Raw genomic sequence first — 18,296 nt, forward strand, 5'->3', positions numbered from 1 at the left:
AAAAGCCGGCCAAGTGCTCCCGGCCGGCCGAATCAAACGGATAACCCGGACCGCTCTCGTCCGCTGATTATCCCTATCCATTCTTCACTTTGTACAAGTTTATTCGCCGTCTTCCAAATCAGCCAAGTAGTGGCAGCGGAATCTTTCGGCGCCGGGGTAAGTTTCGCCCAGACTGCTGATCGTAAACCCGATATTGCGGTAAAAATCAACCGTTTCTTCGTCCGTCTCTACGATGATTTCGCGCGGTTTTTTCAGCTCAATCAGTTCTAGAACCAGTCCGCGTCCATAACCTGCTCCTCTGCACTCCGGATGTACCGCCAGATGATGAATCGTCAGGGAAGAACCGCCGTCTACCGAAAAGCCGACCATCCCGATTAAATCCCCCTGGTCTTCGTAACCGTACAGCTGCCTCGCAGCATCATTCTCGTAGGTAAGTACAGCCTGCTCTATTCTCTGCGGATCAGGAAAAATAGCCGCCTCCAGCAGTTCGGCCACATCTTCTTCCCTAATGCGGGCCTTGATATCTATCAACATATTCATAATCCTCCTTGTTCGTAGGCCACACCTAAGAATGGCATCCCCGTATTTTAAGCTCCCCATTCACGATTAAACTTATAGAAATGGAAGCAGATAAATCACAAGTGTAACGGTAAACATACTCAGTACCGTAGACATAAACACCGCCTGCGAGGAGAAATCCGGCTCATTGTCGTATTCGACGGCAAGCAGCACGCTGCTAAGGGACGTAGGAACGGCGCAGGACAGTACCAAGGCTTGGGCCATAGGTCCTTCTAATCCAAGCAGCAGAACGATCAGCAGACCGATGACCGGTCCCATAATCAGACGCAGGAAGTTGGACCAGAGCACATCGGAGAACATGAACTTCCACTTCATGCCTCCAAGCTGCACGCCCAGCGTAAGTAACGCCGTCGCCATAAAACCATCCGCAATGTAATGAAGCGGGGTATTAATCGGCTGCGGAATCGGAACCTCGAAGTGTCTCAATACAAACGCAAGCGGGATCATATAAATCGTAGGCAGAAAAGCGACTGTTCTCAGAATGTCTTTCCAGCTGCTCTTGTGGGCATTGACGTTGTAGACGCCCAGAGTATTGGGCAGCAGGTTCTGCATCATCATGATGATCATCTGAATGGACATGGTAAAAGCATCTCCGACAAACACCATCTGATTAAGGGGAATGGCGTAATTCGCACTGTTGTAGAAAACAACACTGTTGCGCATAGCGCCCTTCATCCCGCCCTTGTATTGGCGGATCCGGATAAAAATCTCTGCCATCACGGAAATAGCCGTAAAGAACAGCAGGAAAAAAAACAGGACTTGTCCAAGTACCGCAACCGAAAGCTCTGACTCATATAATTTCACGAAGACAAGAGCCGGTGAAAATACGAAAAAATTCAACTTGGATAAGGTTTTGATATCGAGCTTAAACGTCCTGTACATGGCCGCTCCAATAAGGATCATAATGGACAGCGGGACAATGTTATTCAGAAAAATATGTACGAAATAAGTCATAGCTCATCACTTTTCATCTAGGATTGGTCTGGATGCATGCACGCTTGCCTGCGTGAAACCATCCCCCATTGTATCACAGGATTCAAGCCTGCGGGTATGCAAAAAAAAGCCGGCACACAAGCTCCGCAGCTTGTGTACCGGCCTGATCTCGCTCGCTTAACGGTTGGCTTCACGGATTCTTTGAAGCTGCCTTACGTGAGCCGTTTCATGAATAGCGATAAAATGCGCCCATTGGGCCGCGTTCAGCTCAAAGCCGAGCGGATGCGGGAACAGCAGGTCGTTTGTGTTTCGCTCTGCCAGCTTGGGAATGAAAGCTTTCGTCTTGGCTCTGACCTCCTCCAGCTTCTGGAGGGCCTCCTCGTAGGAGAGTGTTCCGGTCGGCCGGGACGGTTCCGGGGCATCGATTTTCTTGCCGATTACCCCGTTGTTCTGTAGAATCTCCATCACATCGGTTACTTTGTCCTCCGGTGCCTCAGACGGCCCGGCCGGCTCCTTGCCAACGACTTGAGTCAGCTGATAGAGGATAATCCCTTCCAGTTTACTCAAATGCTCCACAACTTCAGTCACGGTCCAGCCGTCCGGTTGTTCTCTGAGCTGCTTCTCATCGGGACCGAACGAATGAAGCACATTCATCAGATCCTGCCGGACTTTATCCATAAAAGGGTTGATATCCTGAAATTTAACCATGCGTATTACCTCCCGGGTTACTTGCAATTCTAAGTGTTCCGCTTCATTGTAACACGCGGGTGGAGCAAAATAAAAAACGGGACGGTCCTCTAACGGCTTCGCACCTCGAAAATGGCGAACTTCAAATAATTGCCCTCATCGACGCCAAGAAGCCTCGGATGGTCCTTGCCCGCCGCGCGGAACTCAACCAGCCGGAGAATTTTGCCGGCATCGACTGCCGCCGCGTGAATCGTCTCCAGGAACAGATCCGGCTGCATGTGATAGGAGCAAGAAGCCGTGACGAGGTAGCCTCCTTCATTAACCAGCTTCATCCCGTGCAGGTTAATGTCCTTATACCCGCGGCAGGCTCCTTCAACGGCGCTGCGCGTCTTGGCAAAGGCCGGCGGGTCCAGAATGACCACATCCCAGGTCCGGGCTTCGCCCACCGGCTTGGATGTGTCGACCTTGGCTCCTTGTCCGGCCTGTGCTCTTTGGCGCCGGTCTTCGACACCTCTTACCTGCTTGCGCAAGTATTCGAACGCATCCGCCACCACAAACTCGACGCGGTCTTCAAAGCCGTTCAGCTGCACATTCTTGCGCGCGCTTTCGACCGCATGCTCCGAGATATCAAGACAGGTCACTTTCTTCGCTCCGTATTTGCAAGCATTCAGCGTAAAGCTCCCGGTATGAGAGAAGCATTCCAGCACAGTAGCCCCGTCCCAGTAAGGGAACGTGACCACTTTGCCGTTGGCATTGACCGGAAGCTGCTGCAGTTTGCCTTCGTGCTCGATTTCGCGGACCGCGATCCCGCCGCTTCCTCCCCAGCCTGTCATTAGCGGGTCAATCGCCGCGCGGTTCTCCCGCTGATCGAAGAAATAACCCGTTTTCTGGCCCTGCTCGATATCGACCTCAATGTGCAGGCCATTTTCCAGGATACGGACATAACGCGGACAGTCTCCATACAGCGGGCCCTTCAATTGCTCCAGCCCTTCCAGTTCTCGGACCGTTACATCGCTGCGCTCATAGATCCCTTGTGGGGCAAAAACCTCAACCAGCGCTTCCGTAATCGCTTCCCGGCATACATCCATACCCAGCGTTAAAATTTGAATAACAAGGATGTCTGCAAACTTGTCCACCGTAAGCCCCGGCAGAAAATCCGCATCCCCATATACAAGCCGGTAAGAATCTGAATCTTGCAGAAAACGTTCCCGGTGACGCGCACAGCGTCTGAACCGTTCCAAGAAGAACTCTTTGGTCATCGCCTCAAGCGGCTGATAACTGACCACCCGTCCCGTTATTTGAGATTTCGGATTGTAATAGGCATAAGCAAGCACTTGTCCGGCATGGGTGCGTACTTCCACAACTTGCCCCGGGGCCGGCTCCCCCTCCACGCGCTCAATCTCACTTGCATAAATCCAGGGATGTCCCTGCTCCAGCCGTTTTTTTCTCTTTTTCTGCAACACAATCGCTGCCATGTAAATGCCCCTTCCTGTTGCCCGAATCCGCCGCTTGGCGGCGAAAATCAAGCTCTATCCGCACCTTATGGACAAGGACACTTGTCATGCCCTGTCCTGCGCGTACATATATATGCTTCAATGAATGAATCAGACAACCCGTAACCCCGGGAGAAAAATCAAAGGAGCTGGGCCTCATGTGGACGACTCTTGCACTTCCCCTGCTCGCCGGATTATCTGTTTTTTTGTTTGGCATGAAAATGATGGAGCTGGCGCTGCACCAGCTCGCCGGCCCCCACATCTACCGGTTTCTCGAAACCGCAACGAAGACACCGGCACACGGCCTGGCCACCGGCACAGCACTGACGGCGCTGCTCCAGAGCAGCAGCGCCGTCACCGTCATCTCGATCGGCCTGGTCAACGCCGGTGTGCTCACCTTCCCGAGAACACTCGGGATCATCCTCGGCACGAACATCGGCACGTGTCTGACGACCGAGCTGATCGGGCTGAACGCAGCGGGCATCGCAATCCCGCTGCTGCTGGCTTCCGCTGCCGTCTGGCTCGGCAGCTGGCTGGTCTCGCCGGGAGCAGGCCCAGGCCCCCGGACGGCCGCGGGTCGCCTGCACGAAGCGCGGGGCTTGCCCCGCAGCGCAGACCTCCGCGGGAACGCCCCCACAAGCGGAGCGCCGGGGTCGGCGGAACTTGCCCCGGGCGGAACATCGGCGCAGCCGGCGGTCCACATACACGGCGGGCCGGGCGGCCGCCCGCAGCGGCTGCTGCATACGTCAGCCGCTCGCTCAGCAGACAACTGCCTGCCGGCAGGGCGGGCGGACCGGGGAGTCCGGCTGGCTAGCAGCAGTCTGCGGGTCGACTCCCGCCGGACTGACCCCGGCACAAGCATCCCGCCGGCAGGGCAAGCGCATAACAGCCGCGGCCAGACGGGCCCTGGTGGCGGGCGGGCGGGCAAACCCGGGAAGCCCCGCCGCTGGCTGCACGGCGTACGCTACGCCGCGCTGGCCGCTTCCGGGTTCTCACTTGTGCTGATCGGCATCCAAATCATGCAGAGCATCGGCCCTGCACTCGAGAACCTCGGCCTGTTCGCCTGGTTCATCGAGCACGCTAAGATCAGCCTGCTGTGGGGAATAGCCGCCGGGGCCGCCGTAGCGGCACTCATTCACAGCAGCAGTGCCGTCATTGTCATGTCGATGGGGTTCGCCGCCAGCGGCGTCATCTCCCCGGAGCTCGGGATCGCCATTACCATCGGTTCGAATGTCGGCACCTGTATTACAGCTTGGATGGCAAGCATAGGGGGAACGCGTGCCGGCGTCTTTGTTGCCTGGTCGCACATTCTGCTTAATGTCGGCGGCGCCGCTTTATTTTTCCCGATGATCGGCTTGCTCCATGATGTCTCCGCCTGGATGACTTCGGATCCATCCGCTCAAATCGCGCGCGCGCAGACTTTATTTAATATCGCCTGCTCCCTGATTGCTCTGCCGCTTTGCTACCTGCCCTTCAGCCGCAGCAAAAGTCTCCAGCCGCATACGTAAGCTCAGGCCGGACCCGTGCTCCGCAGCGGTTCCGGCTTTTATTGCCCGTATTGCCTGTATTGCCCGTATTGCCGCCGGGCGCTACGCCCGAAATCCTATTTTATCCAGAGCTTTACGCAGAACGCCGTCATTATTATCATAACCGGCTTGTACCTGTTTCTCCCACGCCTCTTCCGGAGAGAACCACTCTACACCGTTTATTTCCTCAATCTGTGCCTGCAAGTCGCCTCCGACGGCCTCCACCAGGTAATAGTGCACTTCCTTATGTACCGTGCCGTACTCTTTATGCTCGTAATCATACGTTATCCTCTCAAGAGGCTCTACAATACGCCCGGTAATACCTGTTTCCTCGTTAATTTCCCGCAGCGCTGTTTCTTCAATGGTTTCACCCGGTTCCATCTTCCCCTTAGGAATCGTCATCTTCCCGAATCGGTCCTGGATCAGCTGCACTTCTGTCCGTCCGTCTTTCTCACGGAACACCACACCGCCGCCTGATATTTCTTTCATTGGAACCATCCTTTCACAATCCTCGTAAAGTCTTGCTTTAGTCACGCCTTTCATTCTAACTAATAAGCAGCCGGACAAGCAACAGGGTTTCGCAGATAACCGGAAGAAACGAACAGATCGGCTCCGCCAAAACCTCGCAGCCACCAATAAACTTCAGACCTTCGCTCCGGTGCGCCGGAGAGTTACGGCAGCCGAAAGACTTCTTGATAGCTTTGCTCGGTATTAACCGTACATATATATACCACAATCACCAGCCCTTAAGGACTGGTGATTGTGTCTTCCTTATATGATTTATGTCCAGCCGCAGCAACGTTAAACCAAAGCTCAAGTTTATTTGCCGCTTTCTTTGACAGGCGGCGTTTTTACGGGCTCTGTCACGACCGGTTTGTCCTTCCCGTTGTCCTTATCCGGCTTACCCGGTTCCTTGGACGAGCTGTCATCCTCTTTACCGGGACGGTCTTGATCCGTCTGGTCTGTTTTGTCTTTGTCCGGTTTGTCTTTGCCCGGTTTATCCTTGCTTCCTTCAGAATCGTTCTTATCTCCGCCATTCCCCTTATTATTAGAAGGACCTGTCGTTTCCTTATCCGGCTTATGAGCTGTATCGCCATTCTTAGCCGGAGTAGCCGCCGGAGTAGGACTTGGAGAAACGTCCGCTCTGTCAACCTTCTTAATCGGAGAATCCGTCTTGCCCGAGCTTCTCCTGCGTTCAGACGAGTCATCGGCTGAAGCATACAGTTTATCTTCTTCTCCGTTGATTCTCTGAATTTTACCGCCGGCCAGTCTATATCCTTTGGGCGGCTGGAAAGCGATGACCGGACGGTTTTTGAGTGCTCCGCTCATAACCTTAGCGAACAGTTCCCCCGGAAGCGTTCCGCCTTCTGACGGAATATAATGCTCCCGGTTCGTGACGGGATAACCGACCCAGACAGCCGTTACCAGCTCAGGGGTATACCCCACGAACCAGGCATCTTTCATTCCGTTGATTACTTTGCCTGATCCTGTTCTGAATTCAGCCACATCCGGCAGCTGCGTCGTTCCCGTCTTGCCGGCAACCGGATACTTGATCCGGGCACTGCGGCCCGTGCCATCCGTTACTACCTTCTGCATCATCTGCGTCATGGTATATGCGGTGTTCGCATCGATGATCTGGTTCGTCTGCGGTTTTTCCTGCAGAACAACGTTACCGCTGCGGTCCACAATTTTGGATACCGCATAAGCCTTGGACAGTTTGCCGTTATTGGCATACATCGTATAAGCCTGAGCCATAACAAGCGGCGAGGTGCCGTATTTCAGTCCGCCCAGCGCCAGACCGTACACACGGTCATCGTCTTCGAGCGGCAGACCGGCTTTGCGGCCGAAATCCATCGCTTTGCCGATCCCCACTTCTTTCATCAATGCTACCGCCGGCACGTTATAAGATTGCATCAGTGCAGTCTCCATCGTTACCCAGCCATGGAACCGCTGGCCGGAATTGCCCGGCTTGTAGCTGTTTCCGAATTCCGTCTCCACATCATTGATCAAATCTTGCGGCTTGAACCCCGCCAATAAAGCAGGCGTATATACGACAACCGGTTTGATCGTCGATCCCGGTTGACGCTGCAGCTGTGTCGCATAATTGAAAGCCCGGAATTCACGCTTGTCGCTGCGCGAGCCGACCAGTCCGCGAATGGCGCCCGTCTTTGAATCCAGCACAATGACGGAGCTTTGCAGGCCGCCTTTATCGCCCGGGAAATTTTTCTTCTCCATGTACACGGCCTCAGCGGCGTCCTGGACAGCCGGATCCAGATTCGTATAGATCTGAAGACCGGAAGAAAGAATTTCCTGCTCGGACATTTTGGTTTTGCTCAGCGTTTCCTCGATCACGTGATCCACATAGCTTGGATATTTGTTCGTGGCCGCGAGCGACGATTTGTCCGTCAGTTTAATCGGCTCGCTCTGAGCCTCATTCTTCTGCTCCGCTGTTATTTTCCCCTGCTCCGCCATCAAAGAGAGCACAAGATCACGGCGTTCCTTAGCCTTCTCTATATTGTTCAGCGGTGAATATACGTTCGGTGATTTCGGCAGCCCTGCAAGCAGCGCCGCTTCGGCAAGCGTCAATTTCGAAGCATTCTTGTCAAAATAAGTCTGGGAAGCCCGCTCGATCCCCCACGCTCCTCTGCCGTAATAAATATAATTCAAATACAGCTCCAGAATTTGATTCTTGTTGTAGTTCTTTTCGATTTTCAAGGCAGCTACGGCTTCATTCACTTTTCTTTCCAGCGTCTGCTCGGAAGAGAATAGCATTACCTTGGCCAGCTGCTGTGTAATGGTACTTCCTCCCTGAACCACATCACCGTTTCGTAAATTCGTGTACATGGCGCGGCTGAGGCCTTTAAAGTCAATTCCTCCATGCTCATAGAACCTGGAATCTTCCACGGCAATGATGGCATTCTTCAAATTCTCCGGAAAATCAGATAGCGGTATGTACTCCATCCGTGAATTGGTTAATTCCGTTATCAGTTTCTCATTGGCATCGTAAATCCGGAGCGATTGAGGCGGTTCCTGAGACAGTTTGGTGATATCGGTCTGCTCGTACATGGTGTATCCGGTTTTGGCAGCCCAACCGGCCGCTCCAAGACCGATCGTCAGCATACCTATGAAGACAACCCCTGCGATTCTGCGAACCGCTTTCTTTTTCTTTTTTTTAGGCGCCGTAACAGTTGTCTTCTCTAGCTCGGCTTTGTCCTGCTTGTTGGCCATAAGTCCCCCTCCGTCCAACGTCTATGGAAGTTCTCTTTTACCTCTTACCCAACAGTGCTCTCTATCTAAACGTGCAAAAGTAAATAAGCTCCATAACAAAGAAAAACAGCGTCAGGAGTACGCTGTCTTTCTTTATGAGAGGAACGTTGCGGATAAATTTACTCAAAGTTTGCGGGGAAGCTGTAAGGGACTGCTTCCGTAATCCGGACTGCCACATACAGCTTAATAAGAAGGAACGGTCAAACGGAGAAATAATAGGCTGCAAAGCAGATTGCTTCCTGTTTATTTATCGGCTGCGGATGAAAATAGTCCCTATGGAGCAGCGGGGACAGCGGCAGTTCCCCCCACCTGAGCCAGTGCCTGCTTGATAAAGGTATTGTCCACGACCTTCGTAACATCAATTTGCTGCTTAATCGCTTCATTCTCGTACATGAAGTCCGCCGTTGTCTGCTGCGCTTCTATAAATTCATCCGAAATAACGGCATTCATCGGCTCCGTATTCTCTAGAATTTTCCGCACCGTCTCAGGCTCCAGTTTCTTGGCCTTGGCTAATATCTCGGCCGCTTCATCCCGATGCTCCTGCATCCACAGGCGTGACTCTTCATAGGTTTTCAAGAACAGCACGGTTAAGTCGGGGTGTTCCTTCGTGAATGCGGTTCGCGCGACAGCAAATCCGGGTCCAAGCAGATTCAGCTCCTCCCCATCGGTAAGAATGCGGGCGCCTGATGATTCGACTTCATTGGTGATAAAAGGCTCCCAGATGGCCCATGCGTCTACAGCACCCGAACCAAAAGCCGGTTTAGCCTCATCCGGCTGCAGCTGGACGATCTTGATGTCCTTAGGCTGCACGTTCGCCTCCTGCAGTGCTCTGTATAAGAAAATCCAGCTGCTGCTCCCTTTGGCTACAGCTACCTTCTTTCCTTTTAAATCCTGGACGGATTGTATCGGACTTCCTTTGGGCAGCAGGATGGCGTTGCCTTTTTTACCGTCCCCGGTAACAGCGATTTCTTTAAAATCCAGATTGGATGCCTGGGCGGCGATAACAGGTCCGTTACCGACCATTCCGAAATCCAGGCGCCCGGCTGTAATCGCTTCAAAATGAGGAGGTCCGCTTTGGAACTCATGCCATTTCACCTCGGCTCCCACCTGGGCGTACGCCTCCTCGAACCACTTCTTCTCCCTGGCGATCAACAGTGGTCCAAGGCTGTGCTGGATGCCGATGTTAACCACTGTCTTCTCTTTCTTCTCGCCCAGGGAAGCATCCGATTCCCCTCCGCTTGAAGCCAGCTTAGCGGAACAGCCCATTAACCCCGGCACAATAAGTGCTGCGGCAAGTAAAAACGACATATACCGGGTTTTACGTCCTTTCAGCATCATGCTCCCCCTTTATTTCCCAAATCAATTGTCACCTTCCGGCGAGTCGTTCCATCCCATTTGTAAAATCCGCGCGACACGTCCTTTTTTAAACTTCAACGGTGACTTCTTGGTTGGTTGGATTGGTTGGGTTGGTTTGGTTAGTTTGGTTGGTGTAGTTAGTTTGGTTGGTTTGGTTGGTTTGGTTGGTGCGTTGTGCCAGCTTTTCCTTAAAAACCGGCAGCAGCAGATCTCCCGTAATTTGAGCTTCTTCCAAGTTAGGATAGCCCGATAAAATAAACGACGAGATTCCAATGTCGACAAACTCAAGAAGCCTGTCCGCTACCTGCCCGGGCGTACCCACGAATGTCATAGCGCCCCCGCCCCGCAGAATCGAAATTCCGGCCCATAAGTTAGGCCCAACCAGGTATCCGTTATCACGAGAACCTTCCCGGAGCTGATTCTGCCTCTGCTGGTTCGTGGCATCGGTTTCTTTGAAACGGTGACTGGACCATTCCACCGCATCCGGCTCTACCTTCGAAATGATTTCCCACGCTTCCTTCCAAGCCTCCTCCTCGGTAGGCCGAACAACGATTTGCGCTCTAAGCCCGTAACGAAGCTCCCGGACCGTCCCCTTCTCAGCTCTTACTTCACTCCGAATACGCTCGACTTCTTGAATCTGCTCCTCAATCCACGGAAGAGGCTCTGCCCACATCAAGTAGACATCCGATGTTTCCACAGCGGTTCGTTTGCCAGCCTCAGAACTGCCCCCAAAGTAGAGGGGCGGGTGCGGCTGCTGCACAGGCAAAGGCAAGCCCGCTCCGTTCTCCAGCTCATAGTAGCGGCCTTTAAAATTAACTTTCCCGTCGCCGCCATAGTGGTAACCTCCTCCTGCCAGGAACTTCTCACCGCTGTCGTTCGAGCGCGTCCATATGCTTTTGACAATATGAAGGAATTCCCGCGTCCGCCCGTAGCGCTCATCGTGCGCCAGCGCCAGAGGATCTCCCGTAGCCTGCAAATCGCTCGGCGAGCCGCCGGTCACGACGTTAATCAGAGCGCGGCCTCCCGAGATCACATCCAGCGTGGCGGCCATCCGCGCAGCAAGTACGGGAGCGATCAGCCCCGGTCTAAGGGCAACCAGCGGCTTCAGCTTCTTCGTGTGTACGGCAATAGAGGAGCCGACGATCCATGCATCCAGGCAAGATCCGCCCGTCGGTATCAGTGCAAAAGTAAATCCGGCCTTTTCCGCTGTCTGGGCGACTTCAATCATGTAATCAGCGGTCGATTCTCTCTCCGGCTCCACACCTATGTACTTGCCGTCACCGGTCGTGGGGATAAACCAGCCGAACTCCACTTCCTGTTTGCCAACTGTCATACACTTTCACTCCCTATATAATAGTTAACACATGTATTTACTCGGAATTATAAACAAAAAAATTTGTTCTCTTACTTCAGCAGCGTTCCTCAAACAACTGCTGACAAGAATTACAAGCCATAGCTGCCCATCCTGCCACCCTCATTTCTTCACTCCTTCCCCTGCTGATAATCAACTCCGCTACTGCTCGGCGGACAACAAAAAAGCCGGAAACAGCAAGCTCAAATCGCTTGTGTCTCCGGCGGTCCGGTAGAGGGCTTCAATTAGATGTACCCCATCTTATCACCGCATATATGGACTGTCAATACATATTTTACAATTTTAAACAATCGCTTGAATCCGTTCTGCTGCCGGCTTGGTATCCTCTGTACGAATCAGAACACCTTGAGATTCATTGACACCGGCTTCGTTCACCTGTACGGTGCACACTTTGCCGATCATCTCTTCCGGTGCGTTGAATACGACCTGCAGGTAATTGTCCGTGTAGCCCATCAGCAGTCCGCTGTCTTCCGCGGCGCCTTTATACGTGCGCTCCGGAATGACTTCAAGCTGCTTCCCGACAAATTGACGGGCATATTGCAGCTGCATCCGCTCCGACAAATCAATCAGCTCATGAACACGCGCATTCTTGATTTCTTCGTCAACCTGGTCCAGCATCCGTGCGGCTGGCGTGCCTGTCCGCTTCGAATAAGGGAAGACGTGCATCTCGGAGAATTGCATCTGCTCCATGAATGCATACCCTTCCCGGAACATTTCGTCCGTCTCTCCCGGGAACCCTACAATTACATCTGTCGTTATCGCAGCTCCCGGCATCGCCTTCTGGATCAGCTCGATTTTGCGGCCGTATTCGGCGGTCGTGTACTTGCGGCGCATCCGTGCCAGGACCTGATCATGACCCGCCTGGAGCGGAATGTGAAGATGGCGGCACATTTTATCCGAAGTGTTCAGCACTTCCAGAACCTCATCGGTAATCTGGCTCGCTTCAATGGATGAAATACGGACGCGCTTCAAGCCGTCCACTTTATCCAAATCCCACAACAGGCGTGCCAGGCTGTAGTTCTCGATATCCTCGCCGTAGCCTCCGGTATGAATCCCGGTCAGGACAATCTCCTTATAGCCGGCGTCCACCAGCATGTGAGCCTGCTTTACCACGCTTTGCGGTTCACGGCTGCGCATGAGTCCGCGCGACCAAGGAATAATGCAGAAAGTGCAGAAATTGTTGCAGCCTTCCTGGATCTTGAGGAAAGCACGGGTCCGGTCCGCAAAATCCGGTACATCCAGCTCTTCGAACTGGCGTGTCTTCATAATGTTGCGAACCGCATTAATCGGCTTGCGCTCATCCTGGAACTGCTTGACAAGGGTCAGAATCTGATCGCGGTCTTGTGTACCGATAACCAGATCTACACCCGGAATCGCCATAATTTCAGCCGGCGACGTCTGCGCATAGCAGCCGGTTACCGCCACAATCGCTTCCGGATTACGGCGGACGGCGCGGCGGATCATCTGGCGGCTTTTCTTATCGCCCGTATTCGTAACGGTACATGTATTAATGACGTAAACGTCTGCCGTATGTTCAAAATCGACCTGTTCGTAGCCTTCGTTTTTGAACAGCTGCCAGATCGCTTCCGTATCATAAAAATTCACTTTACATCCAAGGGTATGAAATGCCACTGTTGACATAACTTTATCCTCCCATCTCTCCTGATTCGTATAAGATGCACGTCAAGCCGACCATAGCGGCCGTTTCCGTACGTAGAATTCGCCGTCCCAGCGAAACGGACACACAACCTGCCGCTTCCGCTTCCTTAATCTCCTGCTCGCTGAATCCGCCTTCGGGGCCGATGATCAGCAGCAATCTGGCAGGAGCCTCTGCAATTAAGCCCGCTTCTTGTCCTCCGGATACCCGGACACTGTGTACAGCTTCACCGGAACTCTCTGCCCGTGCATCGTCAAAATAACGCCGGATAGCCGTACCGATTCCGAATCCGTCTTCTTTCTCGTAACAGATCCAGGCTCCGCTCGTTTCTGCCGCAAGCTGGAGAAGATTCTTCCAGGACAGCACGGGATCGATAGCCGGAACACGGTTCCGGTGCGCTTGCTCCGCGGCTTCCTTGGCAATCTTACTCCAGCGCTCCGTGCGCTTCGCTTCTTTCTTCGCATCGTATTGGACGACCGTCCGCCCGGATACGAAAGGCAGGAAGCGGGCGGCGCCAATCTCGGTCCCCTTCTGGATGACCGTCTCCATTTTATCGCCTTTCGGCAGACTTTGCGCAATCCACACTTCTACAGCAGGTTCCGCAGTCATCGCCAGAATTTCGACAATTTTCGCCTCGACCTTATTTTTATCCACGGCTGTAACTTCAACAAGCACTTCCCGGCCGACCCCATCGCTGCAAATACAGCGGTCGCCCTCTTCGGCACGCATAACACGCGCAAGATGGTGAGCGTCGTCACCCGTTATCTGGACTGTATCCTCGCCGAAATTCTCTGCGGGAACAAAATATCTTTGCATTGCGGCCACTCTTTCTTTGTCAGGACTCAAAAAAGCATACATTTTATCTTACAATGTTCTTGGTTCAAAAGCTACCTTTGGGGGTAATTTCATGGGTTAATTGGAATGTATCTTTGCAGCAGCCAAACGTGTATACAAATGTTTTTCCTTAAGCAAGACTGCTTCCCGTAACAATTGAAAACACCGCCCGGCCTATCGTTACAAACCGCCGGAAACACGGAACAGCTGCTCGACGGGTATCCTAAAGCCGAAAATACCGCTTAATGCTGTATTAAAAGCCGCAATGATATCATACTGGAGCGCAAAGATCGGTCCCAGCGTGACCCGGTACAGGGGCTCGATAAATACCAGCAGCAGAAGTACAATCATCCCCCACTGTTCATACTGGCGCATTTTCTCACGTCCGGCAACCGGAAGAACATCCTCAAGAATCCGGTAACCGTCCAGCGGCGGAACAGGCAGGAGATTCAGAATAAAGAGCACAATATTGATTTGAACTAACAGCACCAGGAAGAGAAGAGCCGCTTTTTGTGTACCGGTCGACCATGTCTCAATGCCGCCAAAAGTCCACAGCAGGTACAGGATGAGCAGACCGACAAAAGCCATTACCAGATTGCTGAGCGGACCGGCAGCACTGACGATCACACCCATCAGCCGGGGCTTCTTAAAGTTGGAACGGCGCACAGGCACCGGCTTAGCCCATCCGAAGCCCACGAGAATAAACACAATGGTTCCGAATACATCCAGATGAACACGCGGGTTCAGTGTAACCCGGCCTTCGTTATAGGCCGTAGGGTCACCGAACTTATAAGCCGAATAAGCATGCGCGAATTCGTGTACCGTGAACGCAAGGATAAGCACGAGCAGTACAAAAGGAATAACATCAAAACCGTATGCGAGCAAGCTTGTCCACCTACCTCTTCCGTGCTACCATCGCTACCCATTCTCCGTCACGGCGGACCGCCTCGACCTCGAAACCGGCAGCCAGCAGGCCGTTTTCTACATCCTTTTCCTTGCTTTGTATGACGCCGGATACGACATAGTACCCATCCGGTGCAAGCACTTTGTATACATCGTCCACGAAGAGCAGAATAACTTCCGCCAATATATTCGCGACCACGATTTTCACAGGCAGAGTAACTCCCAGGTCTGCTCCATGGCCTGCTTCACTGTCTTTGAATACTTGCAGCAAATCGCTCAGCTTCACATGAATTTGGTCATCCAGGCCGTTAAGGACGGCATTCTCGCTCGCACTGGCTACAGCTACAGGATCTAGATCCACCGCAAGTACGCTCCGGGCTCCAAGCTTGGCCGCCGCGATCGCCAGAATTCCTGAACCCGTACCGACATCAATGACGTCTTCGCCGCCCTGGATCACCTCTTCAAGTGTTTTGAGGCACAAGGAAGTAGTTGCATGCGTCCCGGTTCCGAAGGCCATGCCCGGATCGAGTTCCAGAATTATTTCTTCGGGAGATGCTTCATATTCTTCCCAAGTCGGCTTAATCGTTAAACGCTCCGTAATGCGGGTCGGCTTAAAATACTGTTTCCATGCATTCGCCCAATCCTCTTCGTCCACTTCCCGCAGTCCGTAAACCGGTGTTCCGATATCAATCCCGAACTCCGTCAACCCTTCAACCTGCTGCTTCAGTTCGGTCATAATAGCTTCCAGGGGTGAACCCTCGAGAAAATACCCTTTAATCTCTGCAAATCCTTCCGGGATATCATTGAGCGGGTGCTCATAAAACTGTCCCATGGAAGTATCCCGCTGTTTATTTAAAGTACCTGATTCTTCGATTGAAACGCCTCCGGCCCCGAATTCATGAAGAAAATTGGAAATCATTTCGGTCGCTTGTTCGGTGGTATATACGGTTATTTCATGCCAACGCATCGTCATCTTGTCCCCCTTGCGGATTCTGCTTTCTATCCGCTTACATATCTAGCTATTGTACACTACTTTACATGTCCGGTAAAACGTGCTTCCGCTCTTTTTTCGCATAAAAAAAGAACACCTGCGTCCGCCCTTAAAGCGGGAGGTGCTCCAGTTTCATCCGTCCCCGGCATTGCTGCACTTCATAAGATCAAACCGCTGTGACCGGCAGTTCTTAGGCGCCGATTAGGCCCTACACGCCCATTCGCGGATTATGAAGCCGGCTGCACGCGGCCTTGCCAGAAACGGCTACGCGCAGCGCCGTCTTCCACAGCCGCCGGTATCCGCAGAGCTCCGGCCGCAGCGTTCTGGAGTGCCGGGACTTCCCCGCACAGAACCAGACAGGCCCGCCGCGGGCACTCCAGCCGCTCACCCATAAGCGGATGCGGCTGCATAACTAAGGTCCCGTCCATTCACTGGACGGGACCTTGGAACTGCGGGGGTTCTCAAATCTCGCCCCCGCACTGCTCAATAACGCGCACCGCCAGCGGGCGGGTGCTCTCCTCCACCACGACCGTCAGCAGGATATCCCTGCCGGTCGGCATTCCCTGACCGCCATCGCTCATTCCGCTTGCGGTCGTATCCGCCGCGCCTAGAATCCCCGCGTCAGGACTGAACCACTCGGCGGCCTGCGTCAGATTGCCGAGGCTGGCAAAACCTCCGCTCAGCGGATTCATCACCTGCTGGACGTCGTTTCCCTGATAGCGGTCGATCCGGTCGATCTGAAGATCGATCGCGCGCAGCACTCTCAGTTTAGCGGCCGCCGCTTCCGCCTCCTCCGGCGATTTAAAAGCCGCCAGAATGCTCTCCTCGCTCATTCGCTGATCCGTTCCTGGCGGCTGTCGGCCGCATCCGCGCGCTGCAGCGCTTCGAGGTCTTCCGCATCCGCCATCTCTGCGCTGAACTCGACATCCTCGCTCTTCCCGACCGGAAGCTCGTTCTCTTGATTCTGCTTCTCATTACGATACTTGCTCATGACAATGGCCTCCTTTATGACAAACTACCCAGTAGCATGCTTAAAGGAGGCCATTCTTATTCGCTGCGCGTGCGTATTAGACGCTTCATTCGTGATCAGGTGTCGGGACTGAATCCAGGCTCGTTACCCGGTGCCCATACGCGGATAGAATGAAGCGGATATGCCTGCTTCTGCCTTGCAAGCGAGAACATGCAGCCAGCCCACTTAGCTGTCCGCTTCCGAGTCGTCCATTCTCATTTTACCGACATCGCGTTTGGCAACCGTAATCAAATAAATCAGATAAGCGGCTCCCGCCGCTGTCCAGATCAACCCCAACGTCATCGAATGACTATCGAGATGAGTCCAGATATAAGCCACGAAGCCTGCGCCGATCAGCGGTGAAATCAGATAGCGTACATAATCCACCGCACTTCTTTGCTTCTTTTTAAACACATAATGAATAATAACATTAAGGTTTACGAATGTGAACGCGATCAGGGCGCCGAAGTTGATGAACGAAGTCGCCGTGACCAGATCCAGTTTCAGGGCGGTCAGCGATAAGCAGCCGATAATCAGCACATTGTATACAGGCGTGCCGTACTTGGGATGAACATAGCCGAAAATTTTCTTAGGCAGATAATGATCGCGCCCCATCGCATACAGCAGCCTCGTCACACTCGTCAAAGACACCAGACCGGATGCAAGCGTGGACGATAAAGCCGCTGCCAGGAACACAAGCTGAAATACTTTGCCGCCGATAAAGAGCGCAATTTCAGAAGAAGCCGCTTCCGGATCTTCGAAAACGGATGTGTCCGGGAACAGGGATTGTGTAAAATACGATGCCGTCATGAACAAAATTCCGCCGAGCATCGCAACCAGAATAATGGCGCGCGGCGTATTCTTAACCGGATCGACCGTTTCTTCCGTCAAGGTGGATACGGCGTCAAAGCCGAGGAAAGCAAAGCACAATATAGATGCGCCCACAAGAAGAGCCGGCAGCGATAAATCCGGACCATAGAAAGGCTGTGCCGAGAACACCTGCCCGAGCCCGTCTCCGTTCATCAGGCCTCTTACGGCCAAAGCTGCGAATAGGAGCACGACTACGATCTGGAACAAGACTAAGAAGGTGTTTACCGAAGCCGTAATTTTGATCTTCAGCAAATTAAGGACGGTAATGAACAATACAAAACCGACAATCCAGATCCACTCGGGAATCCCCGGGAATACCGCGGACAGGTAAATGCCGGTTAAGAGCGCATTGATCATCGGCAGGAACAAATAATCAAGCAGCGCGGCCCAGCCTACCAGAAACCCGGCATAGGGATGGATCGTATTCCGGGTGTACGCATATGCAGATCCCGCATTCGGATACACCCGGACCATTTTACCGTAGCTTGAAGCAGTAAAAAGAATCGCTAACAAAGTCAGAGCATAGGCGGCCGGAACGTGTCCGCCCGTTTCTGCCGATACGATTCCGTACGTATCGAACACAGCCATAGGCGCCATATATCCCAATCCGATGACAACAATGTGCCATAGCTTCAAAGTTCGCTGAAGTTCCACTGGTCGGTTCAATCGAAGCTCTCCTTTATAGATGAAAATGTGTATACCTGCACGATTTATTCTGCTAGAGAATAGATACAACGTACTATTATACATGAATTCGCATCGTTATCTAGCGTTACTTTTTACTCCTTGCCCCTTCAACAAACTCACGCCAAAAAAGCA

At 53.0% G+C, this 18,296-nt stretch carries 17 protein-coding genes; 1 reads left to right on the forward strand and 16 read right to left on the reverse strand.

What is annotated here, in order from left to right; genetic code table 11:
• Positions 1–99: 99 nt before the first annotated feature.
• The 4 genes from EDM21_RS07920 to EDM21_RS07935 all read right to left on the reverse strand — a co-directional run bounded on the left by EDM21_RS07920 (position 100) and on the right by EDM21_RS07935 (position 3,674).
• Positions 100–534: a GNAT family N-acetyltransferase gene (locus tag EDM21_RS07920; RefSeq protein ID WP_157334929.1), complete on the reverse strand. Its 435-nt coding sequence runs from the start codon at positions 532–534 to the stop codon at positions 100–102.
• A gap of 78 nt (positions 535–612) precedes the next feature.
• Positions 613–1,533 (reverse strand): AEC family transporter, encoded by a 921-nt coding sequence (locus EDM21_RS07925; protein ID WP_157334435.1) that lies wholly within the window; start codon positions 1,531–1,533, stop codon positions 613–615.
• Positions 1,534–1,689: 156 nt separating this feature from the next.
• Entirely contained in the window at positions 1,690–2,220 is a 531-nt protein-coding gene (locus EDM21_RS07930; RefSeq protein ID WP_157334437.1) for a DinB family protein, read from the reverse strand.
• An 89-nt stretch (positions 2,221–2,309) separates the two neighbouring features.
• The gene (locus EDM21_RS07935) at positions 2,310–3,674 is read right to left on the reverse strand and encodes a class I SAM-dependent rRNA methyltransferase (RefSeq protein ID WP_157334439.1); all 1,365 of its coding nucleotides are present in this window, start codon (positions 3,672–3,674) and stop codon (positions 2,310–2,312) included.
• A gap of 233 nt (positions 3,675–3,907) precedes the next feature.
• Between EDM21_RS07935 and EDM21_RS07940 the strand changes: the two genes are divergently transcribed.
• Positions 3,908–5,200 (forward strand): Na/Pi symporter, encoded by a 1,293-nt coding sequence (locus EDM21_RS07940; protein ID WP_420850649.1) that lies wholly within the window; start codon positions 3,908–3,910, stop codon positions 5,198–5,200.
• An 81-nt stretch (positions 5,201–5,281) separates the two neighbouring features.
• Here EDM21_RS07940 and EDM21_RS07945 read toward each other — a convergent pair whose 3' ends face one another.
• The 12 genes from EDM21_RS07945 to EDM21_RS08000 form a co-directional block, all read right to left on the reverse strand.
• Positions 5,282–5,716, reverse strand: coding sequence for an NUDIX hydrolase (locus tag EDM21_RS07945; protein WP_157334443.1), 435 nt, complete (start codon positions 5,714–5,716; stop codon positions 5,282–5,284).
• Between the two features lie 321 nt (positions 5,717–6,037).
• Positions 6,038–8,446, reverse strand: a complete 2,409-nt coding sequence (locus tag EDM21_RS07950) for a transglycosylase domain-containing protein (RefSeq protein ID WP_157334445.1) — start codon at positions 8,444–8,446, stop codon at positions 6,038–6,040.
• 312 nt (positions 8,447–8,758) lie between these two features.
• Complete coding sequence (locus EDM21_RS07955; RefSeq protein ID WP_201280765.1) at positions 8,759–9,793, reverse strand: aliphatic sulfonate ABC transporter substrate-binding protein; 1,035 nt, start codon at positions 9,791–9,793, stop codon at positions 8,759–8,761.
• Between the two features lie 115 nt (positions 9,794–9,908).
• Positions 9,909–11,174: an LLM class flavin-dependent oxidoreductase gene (locus tag EDM21_RS07960; protein ID WP_157334449.1), complete on the reverse strand. Its 1,266-nt coding sequence runs from the start codon at positions 11,172–11,174 to the stop codon at positions 9,909–9,911.
• Positions 11,175–11,495: 321 nt separating this feature from the next.
• A complete protein-coding gene (gene mtaB, locus EDM21_RS07965) occupies positions 11,496–12,854 on the reverse strand; it encodes a tRNA (N(6)-L-threonylcarbamoyladenosine(37)-C(2))-methylthiotransferase MtaB (protein WP_157334451.1) in 1,359 nt (452 codons plus the stop codon).
• Positions 12,855–12,858: 4 nt separating this feature from the next.
• On the reverse strand, positions 12,859–13,686 hold the full coding sequence (locus tag EDM21_RS07970; RefSeq protein WP_157334453.1) for a 16S rRNA (uracil(1498)-N(3))-methyltransferase: 828 nt from the start codon (positions 13,684–13,686) through the stop codon (positions 12,859–12,861).
• A gap of 198 nt (positions 13,687–13,884) precedes the next feature.
• Complete coding sequence (locus tag EDM21_RS07975; protein WP_157334455.1) at positions 13,885–14,589, reverse strand: site-2 protease family protein; 705 nt, start codon at positions 14,587–14,589, stop codon at positions 13,885–13,887.
• 10 nt (positions 14,590–14,599) lie between these two features.
• Positions 14,600–15,574 (reverse strand): 50S ribosomal protein L11 methyltransferase, encoded by a 975-nt coding sequence (prmA, locus tag EDM21_RS07980; protein WP_157334930.1) that lies wholly within the window; start codon positions 15,572–15,574, stop codon positions 14,600–14,602.
• Positions 15,575–15,825: 251 nt separating this feature from the next.
• Entirely contained in the window at positions 15,826–16,026 is a 201-nt protein-coding gene (locus EDM21_RS07985; RefSeq protein WP_157334457.1) for a hypothetical protein, read from the reverse strand.
• 33 nt (positions 16,027–16,059) lie between these two features.
• Entirely contained in the window at positions 16,060–16,431 is a 372-nt protein-coding gene (locus EDM21_RS07990) for a hypothetical protein (RefSeq protein WP_157334459.1), read from the reverse strand.
• Entirely contained in the window at positions 16,428–16,589 is a 162-nt protein-coding gene (locus tag EDM21_RS07995) for a YfhD family protein (protein WP_157334461.1), read from the reverse strand. The genes EDM21_RS07990 and EDM21_RS07995 overlap by 4 nt, the downstream gene beginning before the upstream one ends.
• Positions 16,590–16,793: 204 nt before the next feature.
• Positions 16,794–18,143 carry an APC family permease gene (locus tag EDM21_RS08000; protein WP_157334462.1) on the reverse strand — a complete coding sequence of 450 codons (1,350 nt, stop codon included), beginning with the start codon at positions 18,141–18,143 and terminating at the stop codon, positions 16,794–16,796.
• Positions 18,144–18,296: the final 153 nt, after the last annotated feature.

This window comes from Paenibacillus lutrae, from assembly GCF_009757775.1.
Classification (GTDB): domain Bacteria; phylum Bacillota; class Bacilli; order Paenibacillales; family NBRC-103111; genus Paenibacillus_F; species Paenibacillus_F lutrae.